The following is a 22101-nucleotide window of genomic DNA, read 5'->3' on the forward strand; positions in this document are numbered from 1 at the left end:
CCTACCGGTGCTCGGGGTTTTCGTAGTCGTGGCGGCAGCCCGCGTCCCAGGTGGTGCGTTGGTTGCCGTAGGCGGGGATGCCGCCCTGGTCCTTCAGTGCCCGGGCCAGGTGCAGCAGGTTCCAGGTCATGAAGGTGGTGTTGCGATTGGTGAAGTCGTTGTCCGGGCCGCCCGAGCCGGGGTCGAGGTAGGAGGGGCCGGGGCCCGCCTCGCCGATCCATCCGGCGTCCGCCTGGGGAGGGATGGTGTAACCCAGGTGCTGCAGGCTGTAGAGGACGTTCATGGCGCAGTGCTTGACGCCGTCCTCGTTGCCGGTGATCAGGCAGCCGCCGACACGGCCGTAATAGGCGTACTGACCCGCCTCGTTGAGCAGGCTGGAGCAGGCGTAGAGGCGCTCGATCACCTGCTTCATCACCGAGCTGTTGTCGCCCAGCCAGATGGGGCCGGCCAGCACGAGGATGTCGGCCGCCATGACCTGCTGATACACGTCCGGCCAGGCGTCCGACTCCCAGCCGTGCTCCCTCATGTCGGGCCACACACCGGTGGCGATGTCATGGTCCACGGCCCGTACGACGTCCACGCGCACGCCCTGCGCGTCCATGATGGCGGTGCTCCGGTCGATCAGCCCCTGGGTGTTGCTCGTCTCGGGCGAGCGTTTGAGGGTGCAGTTGATCACCAGGGCCCGCAGGTCGTCGTACCGGGCCGGTGCATCGGTGGCAGGCGACGAAGCGGTCACACGGTCCTCCCGGAACCCCGGCCGCCGCACGTCGCGCGGCGGCGCGTCCACATCCGGGTCCAGCGTGCGGGCCGACCGAGGCGGGCGCCATCACAACGCCGCCGAATGGTTCGGGGGCGCCTGCCCTGCCGGTGCTCGGGCGTGGGCCGCGGCCCCGGCCTTGCCGACCCCGCACGTGCGAACGTCTTCCGGCCACCTACTCGGAGTGCTCCTGAGCCCCGGCGTGCCGACAGCGCACGGCCACGGCCGCGATGTCGTCGTCGAGCCGTCCGGCGCTGTAGTGCAGCAGGTCCTGGTGAAGCCGGTCCAGCAGTTCACGCGGCGGCGTCGGGCCGAGCTGCCGCATCCAGTCAGGCAGCGGGAAGAACCTGCCGGCGCGGTCCCGGGTCTCGGTCACGCCGTCGGTGTAGAGCAGCATCTGGTCGCCCGAGGCGAAGGCGACGGTGTCGACGTTGTAGTCGTCCCCGAGGAGCGACGCGAGGTTGAGGGGCGGCGAGGGGGTGGTGGGCTCGACGACGCGGATCTGCCCGTCCTGCACCAGTAGCGGCGGTGGGTGTCCGCAGTTGAGGATCCTGACCTGTCCACCGTCGTACGGGATCTCGGCGATCAGAGCGGTGGCGAAGTGCTCCGGCTGGTCCGGGTCGAGGATCGCGACGCTGTAGCGCCCTATGCTGGCCTCCAGCCGGTGGATGATGCCCTTCAGGTCGGGCTGGTCGTAGGCGTTCTCCCTGAAGCAGTTGATCACAGCCGAGGCCGCCCCCACCGCCGACAGCCCCTTGCCGCGGACGTCCCCGATGAGCAGCCGAACCCCGTACGGCGTGTCGACCACCTCGTAGAAGTCCCCTCCGATCCGGGCCTGCTCCTGGGCCGCCAGATACAGCGACTCGATGTCGACGTCCTGGATACGGCGCGGCAGCGGGCGCAGCAGCACCTTCTGGGCCGCGTCGGCGACGAGCCGGACCTGGAAGAGCATCTCCTCCCGCTCCAGTCGGAGATGGCTGGCGTAGGCGGCCGCCAAGGTGACCGCGACGATCGCGGCAGCCGTGTACGGCGTCCCCAGATCGCTGTAGACGAGGCTGAGTCCGATCATGGCCAGCAGGCAGAACCCGCCCAGCACGATCGTCGGGAGCACGGGCCACAAGGCGGCCGCCAGCGCGGGCGCGGCGGGCAGGAGACGGCTGAAGGCGATCTCCCTGGGGGTGGCGAATGCGAGGCCGGTGATGAGGACGGTCAGGATCACGGGGGACAGCAGTACGGTCTCACGTCGGTCACCGTGCGGAGCCCGGTGGCGCCGATGCCGTCCTGTCCTGATCACAAAAAGTATCTTATCGGGGCAAAGTGGGCTTCGTTCGCCAAGGCAGCACGCGTCCATGCGATGGCCCGCGACCGCCGGGGCGCCGTGTGCGACGATGCCGAGGACTCGCCGCTGTGCTTGCGGCGAGCACGCTTGGCACCGTCCCGAACCGCGCCCGGGCGGCCCGGTCACGGTGGTGCCGAATGCTCGGACCTCCCCCCGGCTCAGCGCCCCCCGCCGCGCGGCCTCAGCGGTACGTGGGGCAGTCCCGGAGCGGGCAGCGGATCCCCGTCGTACCCCTTGACCTCGCCGAAGCGGGTCCCCGTCATCCAGTCCGACGGCGCGGGGCGCGGGGGGTCGGGAGCCCTCCGGCGGGGTGCTCGGCGATGGTGCGATCTGCTCGGCGCCCGCCGGCGGTACGGCGGAGCCGGCGGGTGTGGGAACCCGGGCCGCCGGCCGCGGTCGGGGCATCGCGGCCGCGGTCACGGCGGCCCTCGCCGCCACCACGTTCGGCCGCGGGGCATCGTCCGTCTGGCTGGAGTACTCGGGCGACGGGTCCCGCCGCGTGTACCAACGGGTCGGGTTCCGGCCGCGGGGCACGCGCCTGTATGTGACGCTGGAAGGGTGAGTACGCCCGGCGAGGGCCGAGCCGGGCTCAGCCCTCGCCGGGCAGCGGGTGCTCCTTGACGAATCGCCGGATCTCCTCGGTGAGGGCTGTGGGATTGTCCAGTTGGACCAGGGTCCGGGCGTCGGGGATCTCCACATAGCGTGCGTCGGGCAGCAGTTCGGCGAGCCGCCGGCCGGTGGCGGGCGGCATCATGCGGTCCTCCGCGCCCCAGGCGACCAGGGCCGGGCGGGTGAAGGAGCGAAGGTTGCCGGCCGCCCGGACATAGCACTCCGGATCCACGTCGCGGCAGAACTTGGCGAAGTCACGGCGGATGTGACGACTCGTCAGCAAGGGGCCGTACCAGCGGGCGATCAGTTCCTTCGGCAGCCGCTTCTTCGCCATCCCGCCCAGGGACGTCTGCATGCGTGCCAGGAAGGGGAAGCGGAAGGACTGGATCAGGAGGAAGAGTCCGCCGGGGACCTTGCTCGCCCGGTGCAGCAGCCTGCCCTGCGTGCCGGGCGGGTAGTTGTCCAGGGCCTCGCACGAGGTGAGGACCAGGCGGGCGACGCGCTCGTCCCGGACGCCGACGAGGAGTTGGGCCGTTCCGGTGTCGTTCTGGACCAGGGTGACGTCACGCAGGTCGAGGCGGTCCAGGAACTCGGCGAGAAGCAGGGCGATGCCGTGCGCGGACAGGTCGGCGTCCGGCCGCATCGGACGCCGGTGACTGCCGAGGGGCAGCACGGGGACCAGCACGCGGAAGTCCCGCCGCAGGTCCGACACGACGTCGGCCCACACCGACGCGTCGAATCCGAGGCCGTGGACGAGGACGACCACCGGGCCGTCGCCCGCCGTGTCCTCGTAGTCGATGCTTCCCGCGCTGAGCTCGATCTGTGGCATGGCTCCGCCTCCGGCATGGTCGGCTGCCTCGATGTCTTCTTGATAGAGCGTTCTAGTGAGAGAATAGGCACGGAATGCCAGACGGCACCAGCGGCTCCCCCGGAGGCTCCCGAAGTGAGCGACAGCAAGGCCCCCAGCACCCACGAGACCAGACAGCGCATCGTGAGCGCGGGCACGGAGCTGTTCCGGCGCACGGGCTACACGGGCACGGGCATGAAACAGATCGCGGCGGCCGCCGGTGCGCCCTTCGGGTCGATCTACCACTTCTTCCCCGGCGGGAAGGCCCAGTTGGGCGAGGAGGTGATCCGCACCTCGGGGGCCGTCTACCTGGGACTCATCACCGCACTGATGACGCCGTACGAGGACCGGGTCGCGGCCACCGCCGACGCTTTCACCGCGGCGGCGGAGACCCTCGCCGAACTCGACTTCGCCGATCCCTGCCCCATCGCCACGGTCGCCATGGAGGTCGCCGGCACCAACGAGACCCTCCGCCGGGCCACTTCGGAGGTCTTCGACAGCTGGGTGGACCGTCTCGCCGCCTACTACGCCGAGGGAGGCATCCCCCAGCCCGCCGCCCAGGAGACCGCCAGTTCGGTCGTCGCGCTGCTGGAGGGCGCTTTCATGCTGGGGCGTGCCGCCCGCAGCACCGCGCCGGTGCTCACGGCGGCCAAGGCGGCGGCGGCGATCGTACGGACGGCGCTGGCCGACGCGTGACGGGCCGGCGCAGGCCGACGTGGGGGCTGCGGTCCAGGGTCTGTCCGGCGGATCAGGCCGGCGCCGGCAACGGTGTCTTCCTAGGAGCGCAGTGCGGTGAGGACGGGCTGGTTGTAGTCGGTGGACTGCGGGCTGTGCCAGGTGATGTCGCCGGAGCCGGCTTCGGTCACGCATCGCGTCAACTGTGCGCGCGTCAGCGCCCAAGCCTTCAAGTACGGCAACGGGGATGTGGTGCACAACGTGACCGTGGGCCAGAAGAACTCCGGTTCGTGCGTGATCTCCGGTGACTCCGGCGGCCCCGTCTGCACCGTGAAGTCGAACGGGCACGTCAACGCGAAGGGCATCATCTCGGGTGGGGGCTGCGACTCGGTGAGTGACGACGGCGAGTGCGGTGACGGCTGGGACGGCAAGTGCACGGTGTCTTCACGGACATCGCTCTGGCAGAGAAGGCGCTCCCGGGAGGGGTAAAGAAGTGGTGAAGCGAACGGTGAGACTCCAAGTCCTCGCCACCGTGTCCGTCGTGGCGATGACCGCGTCGGCGTGCAGCAGCTCCAAGCCGTGCGCCGGGGTCGGTGTCACCTCGCAGATCGGTGTGATGTTCCTCCAGCGGGGCTACACCGACCTCGCTGGCGCCTCCTACGAACTGTGCGCAGGGGACAAATGCGTCAAGGACCACCTCGATCAGGAAGACATCACCCAAGTAGGCCTGCGCCTTCCCAACGACGTGGACCCGGACCCCGGCACGGTCCGCTTTCGCGTCACTCCTAAGGGGAGCAACCGTCCCGAGATCGACGCGTCCTACGACGTCAAGCTGACGCGCCAGTCCGACGGCTGCGGTGGCGGCGCCTACAGCGAGGGCCTCGCCTTCACCAAAGAAGGCGGCCTGACCACGAAGATCCCGCCCAGCGTGAGCGCTGCCTGGCGCAAGCACATCAGGTCACTGGCCTCGCCCGCCGCGTCCTCCTGACACGCGCTCCCGTCCACAACCGGTTATGGAGGGGAGCTGACAGTCAGAGGGCATCAGGGCGCGACCATGGCGGCAGCACGTAGAGCAGGCAGCACCGGGGTCAGTTGCATGCCGGGGCGGAGGGCCTCCGCCTCAACCGCCGGCTTCTCTCCCCGACCCCGCCTTCCTGCTCTGCCGGCGCGGCCACGGCACCGGCCGGCAGCCCCTTCCGTGCGCGCCGGCCTGGGACGACTGCGTCGGCCCCGGCGAATTCGGCGCCCAGCAGGAGGGGGGACGAAGGTGTAGCCGGCGGTCTTGCAGCAGATGACCTTCCGCGGGATGTCCGTCTGCGGGGCGCTCACCGCCTTCGCGGCCGCCGCCCTGGTCGCGACCGGCATCACCCGATGGCTGGTGCGCCCGGTCCGCGATCTCGACCGGGCGGTCGCCGGGCCGGCTTCCGGCAGCCTGGAGACACGGGCCGTCTCCGACACCGGGCCGCCCGAACTTCGCAGCCTGCGACGGTACTTCAACGGGGTACCCGAGGTACTCGCCGACTCCCTCGGCCGTCAGCGCGGCCTTCGTCGCGCGCCGGTACGACCAGGTGTGTGCAGTTGACGTAGACACGGGCGAGGGCCGTCACCGCGTACGGGGTCGAAAACGGCGCCCGCCCCCGCACGGCGTCCTCGGCGGCGTCCGCCATGGCGAGGCCCAGGTCCGCCGATCCACCGCCGAGCCGGCACAGGTTGTCCACGCTCGCCGAGGTGCTGAGCGTGGTGATGTGCAGCTGCGGTGCGGTCCGTGCGGCCTGTACGGCCAGGGCCCTGCCGAAGGCGTTGTACGGCCCGCCGGGCGCTCTCGTCGCGAGCCTGAGCCGCCGGACCGGTCCGGTGTCACCCGAGCATCGGGCCAGGGCGGCTGCCGGGGCACCGAGGGGCGCGGCCGCCAGCAGACCGCGGCGGCTCATCGGTCGACCGGTCACGGCGGCAGCGCAGCCGTTGCGCGGGAGGCCGAAGGGTCCGCGGGTCGTCGGCGCGGCCGATTCCCGGCGCCCGCGCCGCGACTCCCGCGCGGCTCGCACGGAAACCGTGGCACTATCGTTGCGCCCTCGAACACGGGTAGGCGGAAGGGATATCGGCGTGGCAATGAAGGCCTTGCGTTCGGCGTTGGAAGCGATCTACGTACGGCGTCTGAACCGCAAGCTGGAGGGCCTGCCCCGGCCGCGGCACGTGGCGATCATGCTGGACGGGAACCGGCGCTGGGCAAGGGGTGCGGGACATCAGGACGTCCGCGAGGGCTACCGCGTCGGCGGCGCGAAGGTCACGGACTTCCTGCACTGGTGCAGCGACGCCGGCATCAAGCACGTCACGCTGTGGATGCTGTCCGACGACAACCTCCACCGGCCGGCCGACGAACTCGGGCCCCTGCTCGACATAATCGAGGAGACCGTCAGGCGCATCTGCGCTCCCGAAGAGCCCTGGGAGATCGAGATCATCGGCGCCCTGGACCTGCTGCCGGGGAACACCGCCCGCGTCCTCAAGGAGGCCGCCGCCCTGACGAACGGCCGCGGTGGGCTGAAGGTCGACGTCGCCGTCGGCTACGGCGGCCGGCGGGAGATCGTCGACGCCGTCAAGGCGGCCTTCGACAAGCACATCAGCGCCGGTGGCGACCCACGGGACCTGGCCGCGGACTTCGATCTGGAGCACATCACCGACAACCTGTACTCGCCGGCCGGGCACGACACCGACTTCATCATCCGCACCTCGGGCGAACAGCGGCTGTCCGGTTTCCTGTTGTGGCAGTCCGCCTACGCGGAGGTGCACTTCGTGGACGTCCTGTGGCCGGCCTTCCGCGAGATCGACCTGCTGCGGGCCCTGCGCTCCTACGCCGCGCGCGAGCGCCGCTACGGCCGCTGACGGGCGCGGTAGAGGTCGCGGAGCAGGGCGATCTCGGCGCCGTGGTGCAGGAGTTCCTGGTTGACCCACCAGACGATGTCGAGGAACGGGTTCTCCGCGTCGCTGCCGTAGGGGTAGGTGCAGTAACCCACCGTGTCGAGCGCGGTGTCGTCCACACCCAGAAGTGCCGTACGCCAGGCCCGGGCGGCGGTGTGGAACGCGGTCACCGCGGCTGCGGCCTCCCCGGTGACGGGGTGGGCGTCGCGGGTCATCGCGCGGCTGCCGGCGGTGTGGTTCGCGCGCAGTGCCAGCATCTCGGTGAGGTGGCTCAGGCGCCAGGCGAGGGTCGTGAGCGGCGGCGGCCAGGGGTGCGGGTAGGAGGCGGCGTCCCGCCCCCACGCGCCGCTGCCGGCCAGGAAGGTGGCACGCGGCCCCGGACCGTCCTCGCGCCGCCGCACCGACCAGCAGCCCGGCGCGGGTTCCCAGAGGTACTCCGCGTCGGTCATGGGCTCGACCTCGGTGTCCGTTCCGTCGCCGCTGTCCATGACGGGCCCGGCCATACGTCCCAGCAGACGCTCGTGCGCGAAGTCGAACTGCTCCAGCAGCGGAAGCAGGCGGGGTGGTGTCGCCATCGACGCTCCTGGCGCGAACGGGTGGGCGGGGCAGGGATCTGCCGACCGGTCAGCGTGGCACAGCCAGGACCGTGGCCGCGTCTCGATTTCGGCGGCCCCTCGACCGCGCTCACGCGCTGCCGACCGTCGCGAGCAGGTGGGCGACCAGGGGGTTCGGGTCGGACGTGCGCCAGGTCCGATGTCGATGGACCTGTCGTACAGGGCGGCGAGCTGGGACGCGGTCGTCATCTCATGGATGTCCAGGTGCACACCGGAGTACCGCTGCCGGAAGGTGCGCAGCAGTCCGGGCAGCACGGTCAGGGCGAGGGAGGCGGCGAACCCGATCCGCAGCCGTCCGGCCCGGCCGCTGCCGACGGCGCGGGCCGCGGCCAGGCCGTCGGCGAGGTCGGCGAGGGCCCGGCGGGCGGCCGGGAGCAGTTCCCGGCCGGCCGGAGTGAGCGAGACGCGTCCCGGCTCGCGGCTGAACAATGCGTGCCCGCCCGTGTCCTCCAGGCGGCCGATCTGCCGGCTCAGCAGTGGCTGGGCGATGCCGAGGCGGACGGCCGCACGGCCGAAGTAGAGTTCCTCGGCGAGCACCACGAAGGCGTGCAGCTGCGCGAGGGGAAGTTCGGGACGCTCCCTGCGCCAAGGGATATCAGATCATGCCACGGACGGTATTAGACGTATCGGTGCAGGTCACCTACCGTTCGGCGCATGACAGAGCGACGCGCGATCCTCAGTGGCTCCCTCTTCGAGGAGCAGATCGGCTATGCCCGTGCCGTGGTGGACGGCGACTGGGTGCACGTGTCGGGGACGACCGGGTTCGACTACACCACGATGACCATCTCCGACGACGTGGTGGAACAGGCCGAGCAGTGCCTGCGCAACATCGGCGCCGCGCTGGCCGAGGCGGGCTGCGGCTTCACCGATGTCGTCCGGGTGCGCTACCTCCTGCCCGACCGCGAGGACTTCGAGCCCTGCTGGCCGGTCCTGCGCCGCCACTTCGGCGCCGTCCGTCCAGCGGCGACGATGCTCGTGTGCGGCCTCGCCGACCCCCGCATGAAGCTGGAGATCGAGGTGTACGCGCGACGGCCCGCCGCGTGAGCGGGGCCTGGCCGAGCTCACGGAGCCGCTGCTGTCTCCGTGCGTCCCGACGCTGGAGGACCCCTGCTGGAGGACTCCTCGTCCCCGGGGTCCTCGAAACGGGCGGCCGTGGCATCAGGACACCGCGGCTCCCCGGCACCGTCTCCCTCATGTCGCGCCGGACAGGTCGATCGCCCGGTCGACGTCCTGGGGCTGAAGCACGCGCAGGATGCCTTCGAGGAGGTAGTAGTCGGCGTACGGCAGCGAGAGCTCGATCCCGTCCTCGGCCGGCCGGCTGCGGGTACAGCGGGCGACGACGGCCTCGGCGCGCGTCGAGTTCGTGGTCAGACAGGTCTTTGCCAGCGCGGTCAGCAGCCGCAGGGCGGCCTGTCGGTACTCGGGTCTGCCCGTCGCGGCGGACAGGTCCAGCAGACCGCAGGCCATGACGGCCCCGGCGGAGGCGTCCTTGACGTCGTACGGCTGCTGGGGCGCCTTGTAGTCCCACACGGGGACGTGGTCGGGGGTCAGGGCTCCCTGTCCGCGTGACCAGCAGGACGTGGGGCTGTCGCCCTGTACGGTGCCGGGGCCGATCGGAGCGCCGGTGGCGGGGTCGAAGTCGTACACATGGGGCCGTCGTCGGTGCCGCGTACAGCGCGGCGGCTCCGGCCGCGGAGGCCAGCACGGTACGTCGGGAAAGCTCCATCGGCCCGCGTCCTCCAACCAGGGTTCGGCGCAAGGAAGTTGATCGAATTTTGCACGGCTCACCATGCATGGCCACCCACATGAGCAGGGTTCATGTGGGTGAGCTCCCGGTCCAGGGAAGGCTGTCGGCGCGGACGGCCTGAGTATGATCCCGGCTCGGCGGTTGCGGGCTGCGGCTGCGGCTGCGGCTGCGGCTGCGGCGACGCATTGTTCGAGGGGTTCGGCGGTGAACTTCGGGTCCCTGTCGCAGAAGCACCGCGGAATTGTCCGTGATCGGTAACAGGCGGATCCCTTGGCCGTCCAGGGCCGTCCTGACAGGTGCACAGGGGTCCACAGGCACGGCGAGGAGCGGGGCGGACATGGCACGGCATGGCGGGCGGGGTTGGTACGGCCGGGTGGTCGCGGCAGCGGTCGGGGTGACGGCGATGGCCGCCGCCGCATCGGTGTGGACCGCACAGGCCGGACCCGTCGGCGGCCCCCAGGCGGCGGCCCGCCCTGCCGCCCCCAAGGCGGCGCCCGTGTCCGCGACCATCGTCCACGCATCCGACGGCGGCGACCACGCGGTCAACATCACCATCGACGACGGCCCGGATCCGGTCTGGACCCCGCAGGTACTGCAGGTGCTGCGGGACAACGGCGTGAAGGCGACGTTCTGCATGGTCGGCACCCAGGCGCAGGCCCACCCGGACATGGTCATGCAGGTGGTCGCGGCCGGGCACCGGCTGTGCGACCACACGGTCTCGCACGACACCACCATGGACACCAAGTCCCAGGCCTACCAGTCGCAGCAGATCATGGACGCCGCACGCCAGATCACCCAGGCGTCCGGGGGCGTAAGGCCGATGTACTACCGGGCTCCGGGCGGCGCGTTCACCCCGTACAGCAGGCATCTCGCGGCCAGGCACGGGATGCGGCCGCTGGGCTGGAACGTCGACTCCAAGGACTTCGCTCGGCCGGGAACGGACGCCATCGTCACCACCGTCAAGGGCGAGTTGTCCAACGGTCCGACCCTGCTCTTCCACGACGCCGGCGGCGACCGCTCCCAGACCGTGGCCGCCCTGCGCACTCTGCTGCCCTGGCTGAAGCAGCAGGGATACTCCTTCGGTTTCCCCGTCCGGTGAACCGGGCCCGCTGACCGTCGATTTCAGGCGCCGGATTTCGGTCGAGCCGCTCACAGCGGCTGTCCAGGGGTGCCGACCGGCACCTGAGCCGCTTGGAACCGTCGGCGGCGGGCGCCGACGGTGGCCGTCAGGCGTACGCGTCCGCGGTTGCGGCTCATGGGTCGCCGCGCCGCTGACGCGGTGCTGCGCACGGCGCCCGACACGGACGCCTTCTCCGCGGACGCCCCGGCACCGGGCCCGCACACGGTGCCCGGTCGGCTGGTGGTACGGGATTCGACCTGACCTGCTGGTCCGGCACGCATCAGCCCGGCGTCAGCCGGTCCTGCCACTCTGCTGCATGTGAACGGCACGGGAATCCGAGAGCCGGTCACGGGGAGAGGTGCCCGGAGTGGTTGATCGGGGACCAGCGAGCACGGCTCGAGGTCGGGCCCCACGGGGCCCGCGCAGGTTCGAATCCTGCCCTCTCCGCGCAACACCGCCTGTCGGCGGGGTCACCGGCCCGGCCCGTGCATCGAGCGGGTGCGGGTGGCCCGCGACTCGACCGGGGGGCGTGCCGTCCTGGCCCTACGTCACAGCGCCCGTGGTCGCTCCGGCCGTGCACTCGTGGTGGGCCGACGCCGTCCGCCGATGCGGTCCCGGCCTGCCTGCCCGTCTTGCCTCCCGCCGGGAAAACGGCTGGCCGGTCCACGGATCCCACTGCTGGAATGGCGCGATGCGACTCGACGTGTCAGTGACCGTGGACCGGGGCGGGTACGAGGATGCCGTGACTCCCTGGGAGCAGGAGGCCTGGCGGAGCGAGGTCCTCGACTGGACGGAGGGGCGGCTCGCCGGGCAGGGGCTGCGGATGACCGGACGGCTGGAGGTGCGGCTGCGGCCGTGGTCCGTCTGGTGCGGGTGCCGGTGGCCGGGCGGCACGCGGTGTGGTTCAAGGCAAATCCGCCGGCAAGTGGGTTCGAGGGTGTGCTGACCGCCGCCCTGGCCCGCTGGGTGCCGGAGTACGTCCTGACGCCGCTCGCGGTCGACGCCGAGCGCGGCTGGTCGCTGCTGCCGGACGGAGGCGCTCTCTTCCGTGACGTGCTCGAGCGAGCGGCCGTAGGTCCGCAGGCGTGGGAAGACGTGCTCCGCCAGTACGCGAGCATGCAGCGCGCCCTGCTCCCGCACACCCGACGGATCGAGCGGCTCGGTGTCCCGAGCGCCCGGACCTCGGAACTGCCCGCGATCTTTGGTACGTTGCTCGACGAGAACGCGGCACTGCGGCCCGACGAACGCGCCCGGCTGGACCGTCTCCGCCCCCGCCTCGTGGACTGGTGCGCCGAACTCGCGGCCCTGGGCATTCCCGACTCCCTCGACCACGCGGATCTGCACGACGGCCAGCTGTTCAACCCGGGACCGGGCCGGTACACCTTCTTCGACTGGGGCGACGCCGTCGTCTCCCACCCCTTCTGCAGCCTGCAGGTCCCGGCCCTGAGGGCCTGCAACCGGTACGGTCCCGAGGTGCTGCCGCGGCTGCGCGACGCCTACCTGGAGCCGTGGACGGGAGCCGGCCGCACAGCGGCGGAGCTGCGGCGCGCGGTGAGCATCGCCTGGCGTCTGAGCGCGCTGGGGCGCGCCCGCGCCTGGGGCCGCCTCTTCCCGGCCGCGGCCGAAACGGATGCGCCGGCCGTGGAAAGCGCCCGGTCGCTGATGGAACTCTCCGCGGATCCGCCGGTCTAGGACGCGTCTCGAGGGGTTGCCCTGCGGAGTATCGGCGAGCGACGCGATGTGGCCGATGCGCGGGCCAGGCTCCGCGTCGACGGCATGATCCAGAGGGCACCACGGCCGGCAGGGACCTCCAGCGGGCGCAGGGCCGCTCTCTTCCCCGCACTCCACGGACCAGGACCCGTCCGTCCCCTGTACTCCACGGCTCAGGACCCGTCCGGCTGGCACTGCGGGCACCACACCGTGCCGCGGCCTGCCAGACAGGTCCTGCGCAGGTGGGTGCCGCAGCGCGGGCAGGTCGGGACGGGTTCGTCGCGGTGGCCGGTGAGCCAGGAGTCGCGTGGCGGGACGCGGCCGGCGGGGACCGCCGAGCGCAGGGTGCGGCGCATCTGGGTGTAGAGGCGCCGGCGGTCGTCGGGGGTGAGGTCGCCTGCTCGCCTGTCGGGGCGCAGTCCGGCACGCCACAGGATCTCGTCGGCAAGCAGATTCCCGAGGCCGGCGATGACGGACTGGTCGGTGAGGACGGTCTTGACGTGACCGCGGCGCGAACCGAGCGCGTACTCGAACGCCGCTCCGTCCACCTCCAGCGCGTCGGGGCCCTGGTGCTCCAGCAGTCGGTCGACGTCGGAGTCGTCGTGGGCCAGCCACAGGCCCTGCAGTTTGCGCTGGTCGCGGTAGCGCAGCTGACGGCCTCGGCCCAGGGTGAACAGCACGCGGTCATGGGCCTCGACCGCATCCTCGGCACGGCCGCAGACCAACCGGCCGGTCATGCCGAAGTGCAGCATGAGGGTGGGGCCCCCGGTGCGGGCCAGCAGCCATTTCCCGCGCCGCTCCGGCTCGGTGAACCGCCTTCCCTCCAGCGCGTCGCGCAGCCGGCGCGCGTCGGCCCCGTGCAGTACGCCGGTGTCGCGCACGTCGACGCGCTGGATGACCCTTCCCTTCGCGCAGGACTCGAGCACCTTCCGGAATCCCTCGACGTCTGGCAGCTCGGGCACGGGGGACGTCCCTCCGTCGTTCGACGTTCGGCGTGGCGGAACACGCAAGATCCCTGGCGGTACGTCATACCGGGCGCCCCGCGGACGCCTTCTCCAGGCCCATCGTGGACTGCGGCACGGCGCATCGCACGCCCTGGGTCCGTGCACCGGCCCGTCCAGCCCATCGGGGGCCTGTTCACCCGTACGGAACAGCCCCACCCGTACGGAATAGCCCCCGGCCCCTTCCCCCGGCTGCCCGCGTCCCCGCCTCCGGCCGGACCGGCGGCATACCGGTGCCGCCACGCTCCACAACCCTGGTGCGGTTGCGGAAGGCGGCCCCGGATCGGGAGCCTGGACGAGGGACGAACCGGGGCGGATCCGGGAGGCTCAGTGACCTCAGCACCCCTGGACGGGCACGACCCGGCCCGTCGGCGCTTCCTGGCCCTGTGCGCCAGTGCCGGCCTGGGCACGGCGGCCGCTTGCACGCCCGTGGCACCGCGCGCGGACCGCCGCCGTGACCGGCCCCTGCTGCCGGAGACCGAGCAGGACGCGCCGGGCACCGCCGACTGGCGGATCCGCTCGGCAGGGCCGCCCGATGCCGTGACCGGTTACACGGATCAGGTGAGCGTGGTGCCGGGCCAGGAATGCGGTCTGCACGTCTCGACCACCGCCGCCTCGTTCCGGGTCTCGGCGTTCCGCGTCGGCTGGTACGGCGGCAAGCAGGCGCGCCTCGTCTGGGCCTCACCCCGCATACCCGGCCGCGCCCAGCCGGCCCCGCATCTGCTGTCCGCCACCCGCACCGTGCGCGCCGACTGGCCCGTCACACTGAGCCTGGACACCACCGGATGGCCGGAAGGCGCGTATCTGCTGCGGCTGGAGTCGGACACCGGCCACCAGCGCCATGTCCCGCTGATCGTCCGCTCCACCGAGGGCGCGGGCCGCACCGTCCTGCTGCACGCCCCGGCCACCTGGCAGGCCTACAACCGCTGGGGCGGCTACAGCCTCTACGCGGGCTCCTCGGGCGCGTACGCCACCCGGTCGCTCGCGGTCGGTTTCGACCGCCCCTACGACGGCAACGGCGCCGAGAAGTTCCTGGTCTACGAGTGGGCGCTGGTGGTGCTGGCCGAGCGCCTGCGCATCCCGCTCGCCTACACCACCGGCGTCGACGTCCACCGGGACCCCTCGGTGCTCAGCGGCGCGCACGCCGTCGTCTGCCTGGGACACGACGAGTACTGGACGCCCGAGCAGCGCGCCCACGTCACCCGGGCCCGGGACGCCGGGACCAACGTGGCCTTCCTCGGCGCCAACACCTGCTTCCGCCGGGTCCGCCTCGAGGACGGGGAGCGGGCGGAGGCCCGTACCGTGGTCTGCTACAAGACGTCGTACCGCGCCGACCCTTACTACTCGTCCGACCCGGCGCTGGTGACCACCGACTACCGCGACCCGCCCGCCGCCGATCCGGAGTCCTCGCTCACCGGGGTCCTCTACGAGGGCTATCCGGTCGACGCCCCCTATGTCGTGCACACCGCCGGTCACTGGTTGTACGACGGCACCGGCGTACGCGACGGCGAGGGCTTCGCCCACCTGGTGGGCGTCGAGTACGACCGCGTCACCCCCGCCTTCGCCACTCCTGGCCCCCTGGAGATCACCGCGCACTCGCCGCTCGTGTGCGAGGGCCGCCCCAGCCACAGCGACTCGGCGTACTACACGGCGCCCAGCGGTGCGGGTGTCTTCGCGACCGGCACCATGCGCTGGGTGGAGGGACTGCTGGCCGGCACCGGCGAACTCGGCCGCGACCACGGCATGGACGCCCGTACCCGCGCGTTCGTCACGCGCACCACGGAGAACCTGCTGCGCACGTTCGCGCGGGGTCCGGCGACGCGCCATGCCCCGCCGCCCGTCGCCAACGCGGCGCGGGTGTACGGCGGCACGGCCTGAGGTCAAGGCAGCGGGGTGCCGCCGGTCGCGTTGAGGATCTCCGCGGTGATGTAGCTCGCCTCGCTGGAGGCGAGATAGACGTAGGCCGGGGCGATCTCGGCGGGCTGGGCCGGGCGGCCGAGCGGGCTCTGCTTGCCGAACTCGGCCGTGTCCGGCAGGGTCGCGGGGATCAGGGGTGTCCACACGGGGCCCGGTGCGACCGCGTTGACGCGGATACCGCGCTCGGCGACCATCTGGGCCAGCCCCTGGGTGAAGGTGACGATCGCGCCCTTGGTCGTCGCGTAGTCCAGCAGGTGCGGGCTGGGCTTGTACGCCTGCACCGACGTGGTGTTGATGACGCTGCCGCCGGCCGGGATGTGCGGCAGGGCGAACTTGGTCAGCCAGAACATGCCGTACAGGTTCGTCCGCATCACCCGGTCGAACTGCTCGGTGCTGATCGCCTCGATGCCGTCCGGCTGGGACATCTGGTAGGCCGCGTTGTTCACGAGGACGTCGATGCGGCCGAACTCGCCGACCGCCCGCTCGATCAGCGCACGGCAGTTGCCCTCCTCGCGGATGTCGCAGGACACGGCGACCGCCTTGCGGCCCGCCTCCTCCACCAGGCGGGACGTCTCGCGTGCATCGTCCTCCTCCTCGGCGAGGTGGGTGAACAGCACGTCGGCGCCCTCGCGGGCAAAGGCGAGGGCCACCGCCCGCCCGATACCGGAGTCTCCTCCCGTGATCACGGTCTTGAGCCCGTCGAGGCGGCCGGCGCCTCGGTAGGACTCCTCGCCGTGATCGGGCGGGGGGTCCATCGGCCCGGTCCAGCCCGGATGTGGCTGGTCCTGGGAGGGGAAGTCGGGGCGGGCGTGCTGTGTGGTCGGGTCGGGCTGGGGACTCCGGTGCTCTGTCATGTGGGCCTCCGTCGGCTCGGGCGGTCGGGACAGGCGACCGGGTTCCCTGATCGACCCACCCGGAAAACCTCCCTCGTCTGCGGAGACCCGAGCCCGCGCACCGGCGCCGGTGCGCGTCAGGCCGTCGGTGCCTGGTGCCCCCCGGAACGGAGCCGGTCCCTGCGGGCGTTGTTGTAGATCCGCAGGAGGTGTTTGGCCACCGCACAGGGCGCGGCATCGGCATGGCACTGACGGCACGTCTGCAGGTGCTGCTCGTAGGTGAAGCGCGCGTTTTCCAAGGCATCAGAAGACATGGGCATCTCCGGGCAGGGCGCGCCGCGAGACGGCGCCGAGTTGACTGACTGGTGCAACTGGAGACAGGTCATCATGTTACTTGCGGTACTGGGAAACCGACTCCGCGTCACCGCTGTGCGGGGGCGTTCGCCCCGTCCACGCCTCCCGGCCGCCCGCCCGCAGCGCCCCAAGGGTGTCGCGGCGCGGCGGCGGGATCTCACGCCCTCGCAGGCACTGGAGGGGTGCACCGGCCACGCGAGTCCGTGGGCCGTCAGTCCGCCGTCAGCGGCTCCTGTCACTCTTTTCATGTGAACGGCGCGGGAAACCGGAGCCGGGATCAGGGAGAGGTGCCCGGAGTGGTTGATCGGGGACCAGCGAGCACGGCTCACGGTCGGGCCCCCACGGGGCCCACGCAGGTTCGAATCCTGCCCTCTCCGCACAGTGCGGGCGCGTGTCGGTTCCCCCGGCACGCGCCTCGGCGCTCATACTCCGGGGACATGCGGAGAGGGGCGCGGTGATGGAGTTCCTGGTCGACATGGTGACCACCGTTCCCGACGGCACCTCGGACGAGGCCGTCGCGGACATGCGTGCCCGGGAGGCGGCCCGCTCCCGCGAACTGGCCGCCCAGGGCAGTCTGCTTCGGCTGTGGCGGCCCCCTCTGGCGCCCGGCGAGTGGCGCACCTGGGGGCTGTTCAGCGCACCCGATGCGGGCCGGCTGGAGCAGGTACTCGCCTCCATGCCCCTTCGGGCCTGGCGGACGGACACCGTCACGCCGTTGAGCCCGCATCCCAACGATCCCGGAGCCGGAACCGGGCAGTGAGCGGGACGGTGCCGGGGGATCCGGAGCCGGTGCCGGTTGAACGGGGAGCCCGGTGAGCCGAGGGTGCCGGCCGGCTCTCGGTCGACCGCCGGCTCTCGGTCGACCGCCGGTGCGGGTTCAGGTGTGCGGGACGACGGCGACGGGGCAGTCGGCGTGGTGCAGGATGGCGTGGGCGACCGGGCCGAGGTGCGCGCCGAGCCGGCCGTCGCCGGTGCGACGACCCACCACGACGAGTCCGGCACCAGCGGCCGCGCGCACCAGCTCCGCGGCCGCCCGACCTTCGACGACCGTGCCGGTGACGGGCACGTCCGGGTACTTCTCGGACCACGGCCGCAGGGCCGTCATGAGGCCGTCTTCGGCCGCGGCGAGCCCCTCCGGACCGGCCACCGCGGGCGTGGGCGTGCCGGCGGAAGCCACCACGTGCAGCACGCGCAACTCGGTGGCGCGCCGCCGGGCGGCGTCGAAGGCGAAGTCGACGAGGGCGTCGCAGGGGTGGGTGACATCCAGGCACAGGACGACGGCACGGTATGGAGTCTGCGGGATCTCATCCGGCGCCACCCCGTCCACGGCCGGCAGATGCTCGTCGGCGGCGCCCCGGCCGGCCCGCACCAGGACCACCGGGCGCGCGGAGCAGCCCACGACCGGCAGGGAGACCGAACCGGTAATAAAACCGGCCGCCCGGCCGAGCCCTGGTGAGCCGAGGACCAGCAACTCCGCTTCGGCGGCCGCCGAGAGCAGCGCGGAGACCGGTGCGTCGCAGATCAGCCGGCCGGTGATCGGCAGGGTGGGGTGCGCGGCCCGGACGCTGTCGGACGCTTCCCGGACAAGGTCTTCGGCCCAGCCGTGTTCCGTGCCGTCCGGCGGAACGAACGGCGCCGGACGCGTCCGCTGCCAGGCGTGCACGAGGGTGAGTGCGCGTCCCCGGCGCACGGCCTCCTGGGCCGCCCAGTGAGCGGCCGCGAGACTTTCCGGGGATCCGTCGATTCCCGCCGCGATGTTCCGAGCCATGACGCGTCGCGTCCCTCCCGGGCCCATGGCCCTTGTGTACGTCGAGCCTGCTTCCGGAGCGGACCGGTAAGGCCGGAGGTGTCACCACACGTCGATGCGGCGGCCCGTGTACGCGGCCGGCTCGATACGCATCCAGAGGTCGCGCTCCCCACCGGCCCACGGGGTGCTGTAGGCGTGCTCGGCCAGGTGGCCCACCTCGTCGGGGTCGGTCACGGCGCGGGCGGTACCGCGTACCAGAACGCTCCACCCCTGGCTCAACGCGTCGTCCACGCGGTCGATCTCGAACGCCACCTCCCTGTCGAGTCCCTGGGTGGCCACCGAGCCCTGCGTGGTACGGAAGACGATGGTGACGTCGACGACGCTGTAGTTGACGGGGACGACGACCGGTGCGCCTTCACCGGTTACCGCGATCCGGCCCACGCCATGTGTCGCCATCAGCTCCCGGCACTCCCGCTCGCTCAGCTCGGCGAGGCGGGGATACCTGGCGGCCCGGCCGAGGCCCGCCGGAAGGCCGAAGTGGCCGCCGCCGAGTTCCGCGGGGCTGGTCCGCAGTGCCCCGGCCAGCCTGAGCAGGGTGCTGGCATCCGGTGCGGCGGTGCTGTGTTCCTCCAGGTGCGCGACGTATCCCTCGGCCATGCCGGCGCGGAACGCCACCTCCTCCCGGGTCAGGCCCAGTTCCCTGCGGCGCCGCTCGATACGGCGTCCGAGGTCGCCCTGTGCGGGACTCGCCGCCGGATCCTGCGTGCGGTGCTGCGGGGTCGTACGTTCGGCCATGCTCACTCACTCCTCGCCGGGCCGCGCCGCCCGGCACTCGTGTATTCCGTCGCTCATGACCGCTCGGGTACCACCGCCACCGGGCACTGGGCGTGGTGCAGCAGCCTGTGTGCCACCCGGCCCAGCTGGTGGCCGGCATGGCCCTGCGGGCGCCGGGCCCCGATGACGACGAGGTCGGCGGCGGCCGAGCGGTCCACGAGCACCTTCCGGGCCGGTCCCTCCACCGCGGTGCGGCGCAACAGGACGTCGGGGTGGTCGGCCGCCGGGCCGCTCAGCGCCGCGTCGAGCGCGGCGGAGGCCTGCTGCGCGTGCCGGTCGGCGGAGTCGCCGGCCCGGAGACGGTGGTCGGCGGTCTCGTGCAAGGGGCAGCGCCAGGCCCGGACGACGTCGAGGACGCACCCGCGCGCACGGGCCTCCTCGAAGGCGAAGCGCACCGCCTCGCCGCCGGTGTCCGGATCCCCGGCGCCGACGAGGATTCGCTCGTGGGTGCCGGCCAGCCCGGCCCGGTCCCCGCGCACGACGATCACCGGGCAGTAGGCGCGGGCGGCCACGGCCGGCCCGACCGAACCGAGGAGCAGTCCTGACAGCTCGCTCCGGCCGCGTGCGCCCGTCACCAAGGCGAAGGCGGTGTCACCGGCGCCCACCAGGGCTTCCGCGGCGTCCTGCGGGAGGATGTCAGTGGTCGTCTTCACCTCCGGGTCGCGCAGCCTGGCCCGTTCCGCCGCCGAGGCGACGATGTGCTCGGCCATCACCTGCTCGGAGGGGCGCGCCGGGCCGTCCGACAGGAGGGAGCCTTCGTAACGCTCCCAGAGCGAGGCGTACACCAGCCGCAGCGGCAGGCCGCGCCGGGCCGCCTCGTCGACGGCCCAGTCGACCGCCGTCAGACTGGAAGCGGATCCGTCGACGCCCACGACCAGGGGGAGTTCCATCATTCGGGCTCACCGCCTTTCACGGTCACACAACACCACGCGGCTACCAGGCCACCGTCCCATGCGCACGGTCCCGGCCCCATGGGCCGGTCCGGCCCCTCCCTGAGCCGTTCGGCCCCCCGGCCGGGACGTGCGGGACCGGGCGGAGCCCTGCCCGGCCCGGAATACCCGTAACGTCCGGAGTACCCGGGAGGGACGAGACCGGAACCGGACCCTGGGCCGTTGGGACCGGGTCCGGGCCGGTCGGCCCCTTCGGGCCGGGCGTGGGGCGGGTCAGGCTGGGGGGAAACGCATGTCCCTCCGGCGACCGCCGGGAAGGAGGCCCAGATGTCCTCCGTGTCACTGGACTCGTCGGCCCTGGAGAAGCTGCTCGCGGCCGCCGTCGCCGCACCGTCGATGCACAACACCCAGCCCTGGCGTTTCCGGCTGTATGCCGACACGCTGACCGTGGGGATCCATGCCGCAGCCGAACGCGCCCTGCCCCGGGAGGATCCGGACGGCCGGGCCGTGCACATCGCCGCCGGCGCGGCTCTGCTGAACCTACGCGTCGCGGCGGGCCATCTCGGCTGGACACCGATCAGCCGGCTCCTGCCCGACCCGGGCGATCCCACCCTGCTCGCCACCGTGCGCCTGGAAGGGCGCGCCGGACCGCTTCCCGCCCGCGAAGCCGACCTGTACACGGCGATCTTCCGCCGGCACAGCAGCCGGCTCGCCTACACGCAGCGGCCGGTACCGATCACGGTACTGGCCGAACTCGCCGACGCCGCCCACACCGAGGGCGCCCGGCTCACGGTGGCCGAGGCGTCGGCGGCGGCCCGCCTGCTGCGGCTGACCGCGCTGGCGGAGCGGCGCAACCACGGCGACCCGCACCGGACCGCGGAGAGCCGGCGTTGGACCGGTAGCGAGGCCGGCCCCGAGACCGGCATCCCCGCCGAGGCCTTCGGCCCGCAGGACTCCTTCGAGCAACTGCCCGTACGCGGCTTCGGCCCTCCGCGCTCCCCGGACCGGCCGCCGTCCCGGCCCTTCGAACGGCACCCCGCACTCATCTCGCTCACCACGGCCCACGACCGGCGCGCCGACTGGCTGCGTGGCGGACAGGCCCTGGAGCGGGTCCTGCTGCTCGCGACGGCCGACGGTCTGCGCACCTCGCTGCTGCACCAGGCACTGGAGTGGCCCGACCTGCGTCTGCGCCTGCGCGGGGCCGCCTTCCCGTACGAGCACGTCCAGATGATCGTCCGCCTCGGCTACGGCCCCGAAGGGGCCCCCACGCCAGGCCGGGCGGCACAGCACTTCCTCGACGCGGCGGACGGCACCGCCTAGCGGGCGTACGGCCCGACGCGGGAGAGACTGCAGGACATGGCCGACAAGACGGTGGACCAGCTGCCACGCAAGGCGTACGAGAAGGAACTGCTGCGTCTGCAGACGGAGTTGGTGAAGCTGCAGGAATGGGTGCGCACCGAGGGCGCGCGGCTCGTCGTCGTCTTCGAGGGACGGGACGCGGCCGGCAAGGGCGGCACCATCCAGCGGGTCACCGAGCACCTCAACCCCCGTGTCGCCCGGATCGCGGCACTGCCCAAACCCACCGAGCGTGAGCGCACCCAGTGGTACTTCCAGCGGTACGTCGAGCACCTGCCGGCCGCGGGGGAGATCGTGCTCTTCGACCGGTCCTGGTACAACCGGGCCGGCGTGGAGCACGTCATGGGCTTCTGCACCCAGGAGGAGTACCAGCGGTTCCTGCGCCAGTGCCCGATCTTCGAGCGGATGCTGGTGGAGGACGGGATCCTGCTGCGCAAGTACTGGTTCTCGGTGAGCGACGCGGTGCAGCAGGAGCGGTTCCGGCGTCGGCTGGAGGACCCCGTGCGGCGCTGGAAGCTGTCGCCGATGGACCTGGAATCGCTCACCCGCTGGGAGGCGTACTCCCGGGCCAAGGACGCGATGTTCGTGCACACCGACATCGCGGAAGCCCCGTGGTACGTCGTCGAGAGCGACGACAAGCGCCGGGCCCGGCTGAACATGATCGCCCACCTGCTGGCGTCCGTCCCCTACCAGGAGGTGCCGCCGCCGGTGCTGGAGCTGCCCGAGCGGCCGCCGTCGACCGGTTACGAGCGTCCGCCGCGCGATCTGCAGACCTACGTCCCCGATCACGCGGCCGACCTCTGAACCTCCGTCGCCGCCCGGCGGCGCCGCTCCG

At 72.2% G+C, this 22101-nt stretch carries 22 protein-coding genes and 6 pseudogenes; 14 read left to right on the top strand and 14 right to left on the bottom strand.

Going from position 1 to position 22101, the window contains the following annotated elements:
* Window position 1: 1 nt before the first annotated feature.
* The 3 genes and pseudogenes from ACFZDC_RS00920 to ACFZDC_RS00930 form a co-directional block, all read right to left on the bottom strand.
* The gene (locus tag ACFZDC_RS00920) at window positions 2-736 is read right to left on the bottom strand and encodes an NAD(P)H-dependent oxidoreductase (protein WP_391319231.1); all 735 of its coding nucleotides are present in this window, start codon (window positions 734-736) and stop codon (window positions 2-4) included.
* A gap of 196 nt (window positions 737-932) precedes the next feature.
* Window positions 933-2051 carry a SpoIIE family protein phosphatase gene (locus ACFZDC_RS00925; RefSeq protein WP_391319232.1) on the bottom strand — a complete coding sequence of 373 codons (1119 nt, stop codon included), beginning with the start codon at window positions 2049-2051 and terminating at the stop codon, window positions 933-935.
* Window positions 2052-2254: 203 nt separating this feature from the next.
* Window positions 2255-2374, bottom strand: a pseudogene (locus ACFZDC_RS00930) (pirin family protein); the annotation flags it as partial.
* 14 nt (window positions 2375-2388) lie between these two features.
* Here ACFZDC_RS00930 and ACFZDC_RS00935 point away from each other — a divergent pair.
* Window positions 2389-2658: pseudogene (locus ACFZDC_RS00935) on the top strand (GNAT family N-acetyltransferase); the annotation flags it as partial.
* A 27-nt stretch (window positions 2659-2685) separates the two neighbouring features.
* On the opposite strand, the gene ACFZDC_RS00940 reads toward ACFZDC_RS00935, so the two are convergent.
* Window positions 2686-3534, bottom strand: coding sequence for an alpha/beta fold hydrolase (locus ACFZDC_RS00940; RefSeq protein WP_391319233.1), 849 nt, complete (start codon window positions 3532-3534; stop codon window positions 2686-2688).
* Window positions 3535-3648: 114 nt separating this feature from the next.
* Between ACFZDC_RS00940 and ACFZDC_RS00945 the strand changes: the two genes are divergently transcribed.
* The 3 genes from ACFZDC_RS00945 (at window position 3649) to ACFZDC_RS00955 (ending at window position 5215) form a co-directional block, all read left to right on the top strand.
* Complete coding sequence (locus ACFZDC_RS00945; RefSeq protein ID WP_391319234.1) at window positions 3649-4248, top strand: TetR family transcriptional regulator; 600 nt, start codon at window positions 3649-3651, stop codon at window positions 4246-4248.
* A 240-nt stretch (window positions 4249-4488) separates the two neighbouring features.
* Window positions 4489-4716, top strand: a complete 228-nt coding sequence (locus ACFZDC_RS00950) for a hypothetical protein (RefSeq protein WP_391319235.1) — start codon at window positions 4489-4491, stop codon at window positions 4714-4716.
* A gap of 19 nt (window positions 4717-4735) precedes the next feature.
* Window positions 4736-5215 (top strand): hypothetical protein, encoded by a 480-nt coding sequence (locus ACFZDC_RS00955; RefSeq protein WP_391319236.1) that lies wholly within the window; start codon window positions 4736-4738, stop codon window positions 5213-5215.
* Between the two features lie 505 nt (window positions 5216-5720).
* Here ACFZDC_RS00955 and ACFZDC_RS00960 read toward each other — a convergent pair.
* On the bottom strand, window positions 5721-6173 hold the full coding sequence (locus ACFZDC_RS00960; RefSeq protein ID WP_391319237.1) for a TAXI family TRAP transporter solute-binding subunit: 453 nt from the start codon (window positions 6171-6173) through the stop codon (window positions 5721-5723).
* A 163-nt stretch (window positions 6174-6336) separates the two neighbouring features.
* Between ACFZDC_RS00960 and ACFZDC_RS00965 the strand changes: the two genes are divergently transcribed.
* On the top strand, window positions 6337-7107 hold the full coding sequence (locus tag ACFZDC_RS00965) for an isoprenyl transferase (RefSeq protein ID WP_391319697.1): 771 nt from the start codon (window positions 6337-6339) through the stop codon (window positions 7105-7107).
* Here ACFZDC_RS00965 and ACFZDC_RS00970 read toward each other — a convergent pair.
* Together ACFZDC_RS00970 and ACFZDC_RS00975 are read right to left on the bottom strand one after the other, a co-directional pair.
* The gene (locus tag ACFZDC_RS00970; RefSeq protein ID WP_391319698.1) at window positions 7095-7718 is read right to left on the bottom strand and encodes a DinB family protein; all 624 of its coding nucleotides are present in this window, start codon (window positions 7716-7718) and stop codon (window positions 7095-7097) included. The genes ACFZDC_RS00965 and ACFZDC_RS00970 overlap by 13 nt on opposite strands.
* Window positions 7719-7874: 156 nt before the next feature.
* Window positions 7875-8351: pseudogene (locus ACFZDC_RS00975) on the bottom strand (LysR family transcriptional regulator); the annotation flags it as partial.
* A 60-nt stretch (window positions 8352-8411) separates the two neighbouring features.
* Between ACFZDC_RS00975 and ACFZDC_RS00980 the strand changes: the two are divergent.
* The gene (locus ACFZDC_RS00980; protein WP_391319238.1) at window positions 8412-8801 is read left to right on the top strand and encodes a Rid family hydrolase; all 390 of its coding nucleotides are present in this window, start codon (window positions 8412-8414) and stop codon (window positions 8799-8801) included.
* A gap of 147 nt (window positions 8802-8948) precedes the next feature.
* On the opposite strand, the gene ACFZDC_RS00985 is transcribed toward ACFZDC_RS00980, so the two are convergent.
* Window positions 8949-9404, bottom strand: a complete 456-nt coding sequence (locus ACFZDC_RS00985) for a hypothetical protein (protein ID WP_391319239.1) — start codon at window positions 9402-9404, stop codon at window positions 8949-8951.
* A gap of 437 nt (window positions 9405-9841) precedes the next feature.
* On the opposite strand from ACFZDC_RS00985, the gene ACFZDC_RS00990 reads away from it, so the two are divergent.
* From ACFZDC_RS00990 to ACFZDC_RS01000, 3 genes and pseudogenes are all read left to right on the top strand, one after another.
* Window positions 9842-10603, top strand: coding sequence for a polysaccharide deacetylase family protein (locus tag ACFZDC_RS00990; protein WP_391319240.1), 762 nt, complete (start codon window positions 9842-9844; stop codon window positions 10601-10603).
* Between the two features lie 373 nt (window positions 10604-10976).
* Window positions 10977-11071 (top strand): annotated as a pseudogene (locus ACFZDC_RS00995).
* Between the two features lie 244 nt (window positions 11072-11315).
* Window positions 11316-12316, top strand: a pseudogene (locus ACFZDC_RS01000) (phosphotransferase).
* Between the two features lie 191 nt (window positions 12317-12507).
* Here ACFZDC_RS01000 and ACFZDC_RS01005 read toward each other — a convergent pair.
* Window positions 12508-13296 (bottom strand): DNA-formamidopyrimidine glycosylase family protein, encoded by a 789-nt coding sequence (locus ACFZDC_RS01005; protein ID WP_391319241.1) that lies wholly within the window; start codon window positions 13294-13296, stop codon window positions 12508-12510.
* 369 nt (window positions 13297-13665) lie between these two features.
* On the opposite strand from ACFZDC_RS01005, the gene ACFZDC_RS01010 reads away from it, so the two are divergent.
* A complete protein-coding gene (locus ACFZDC_RS01010; RefSeq protein WP_391319242.1) occupies window positions 13666-15213 on the top strand; it encodes a N,N-dimethylformamidase beta subunit family domain-containing protein in 1548 nt (515 codons plus the stop codon).
* Between the two features lie 2 nt (window positions 15214-15215).
* On the opposite strand, the gene ACFZDC_RS01015 is transcribed toward ACFZDC_RS01010, so the two are convergent.
* Entirely contained in the window at window positions 15216-16106 is an 891-nt protein-coding gene (locus ACFZDC_RS01015; protein ID WP_391319243.1) for an SDR family oxidoreductase, read from the bottom strand.
* A 116-nt stretch (window positions 16107-16222) separates the two neighbouring features.
* Window positions 16223-16399, bottom strand: a complete 177-nt coding sequence (locus ACFZDC_RS01020; protein WP_391319244.1) for a hypothetical protein — start codon at window positions 16397-16399, stop codon at window positions 16223-16225.
* 321 nt (window positions 16400-16720) lie between these two features.
* Here ACFZDC_RS01020 and ACFZDC_RS01025 point away from each other — a divergent pair.
* Both ACFZDC_RS01025 and ACFZDC_RS01030 read left to right on the top strand, forming a co-directional pair.
* Window positions 16721-16816, top strand: a pseudogene (locus tag ACFZDC_RS01025).
* Window positions 16817-16896: 80 nt separating this feature from the next.
* Entirely contained in the window at window positions 16897-17199 is a 303-nt protein-coding gene (locus tag ACFZDC_RS01030) for a muconolactone Delta-isomerase family protein (RefSeq protein WP_391319245.1), read from the top strand.
* A 117-nt stretch (window positions 17200-17316) separates the two neighbouring features.
* Here ACFZDC_RS01030 and ACFZDC_RS01035 read toward each other — a convergent pair whose 3' ends face one another.
* From ACFZDC_RS01035 to ACFZDC_RS01045, 3 genes are all read right to left on the bottom strand, one after another.
* Complete coding sequence (locus ACFZDC_RS01035) at window positions 17317-18207, bottom strand: universal stress protein (protein ID WP_391319246.1); 891 nt, start codon at window positions 18205-18207, stop codon at window positions 17317-17319.
* A gap of 81 nt (window positions 18208-18288) precedes the next feature.
* Window positions 18289-18981: a pyridoxamine 5'-phosphate oxidase family protein gene (locus ACFZDC_RS01040; protein WP_391319247.1), complete on the bottom strand. Its 693-nt coding sequence runs from the start codon at window positions 18979-18981 to the stop codon at window positions 18289-18291.
* Window positions 18982-19034: 53 nt separating this feature from the next.
* Complete coding sequence (locus tag ACFZDC_RS01045) at window positions 19035-19910, bottom strand: universal stress protein (RefSeq protein WP_391319699.1); 876 nt, start codon at window positions 19908-19910, stop codon at window positions 19035-19037.
* Between the two features lie 327 nt (window positions 19911-20237).
* Here ACFZDC_RS01045 and ACFZDC_RS01050 point away from each other — a divergent pair, with 327 nt between their 5' ends.
* Window positions 20238-21230, top strand: a complete 993-nt coding sequence (locus tag ACFZDC_RS01050; RefSeq protein WP_391319248.1) for an Acg family FMN-binding oxidoreductase — start codon at window positions 20238-20240, stop codon at window positions 21228-21230.
* A gap of 36 nt (window positions 21231-21266) precedes the next feature.
* Window positions 21267-22070 carry a polyphosphate kinase 2 gene (gene ppk2, locus ACFZDC_RS01055; protein WP_391319249.1) on the top strand — a complete coding sequence of 268 codons (804 nt, stop codon included), beginning with the start codon at window positions 21267-21269 and terminating at the stop codon, window positions 22068-22070.
* The last annotated feature ends 31 nt before the right edge of the window (window positions 22071-22101 follow it).

The sequence above is a fragment of the Streptomyces sp. NPDC007905 genome, assembly GCF_042959345.1.
Classification (GTDB): domain Bacteria; phylum Actinomycetota; class Actinomycetes; order Streptomycetales; family Streptomycetaceae; genus Streptomyces.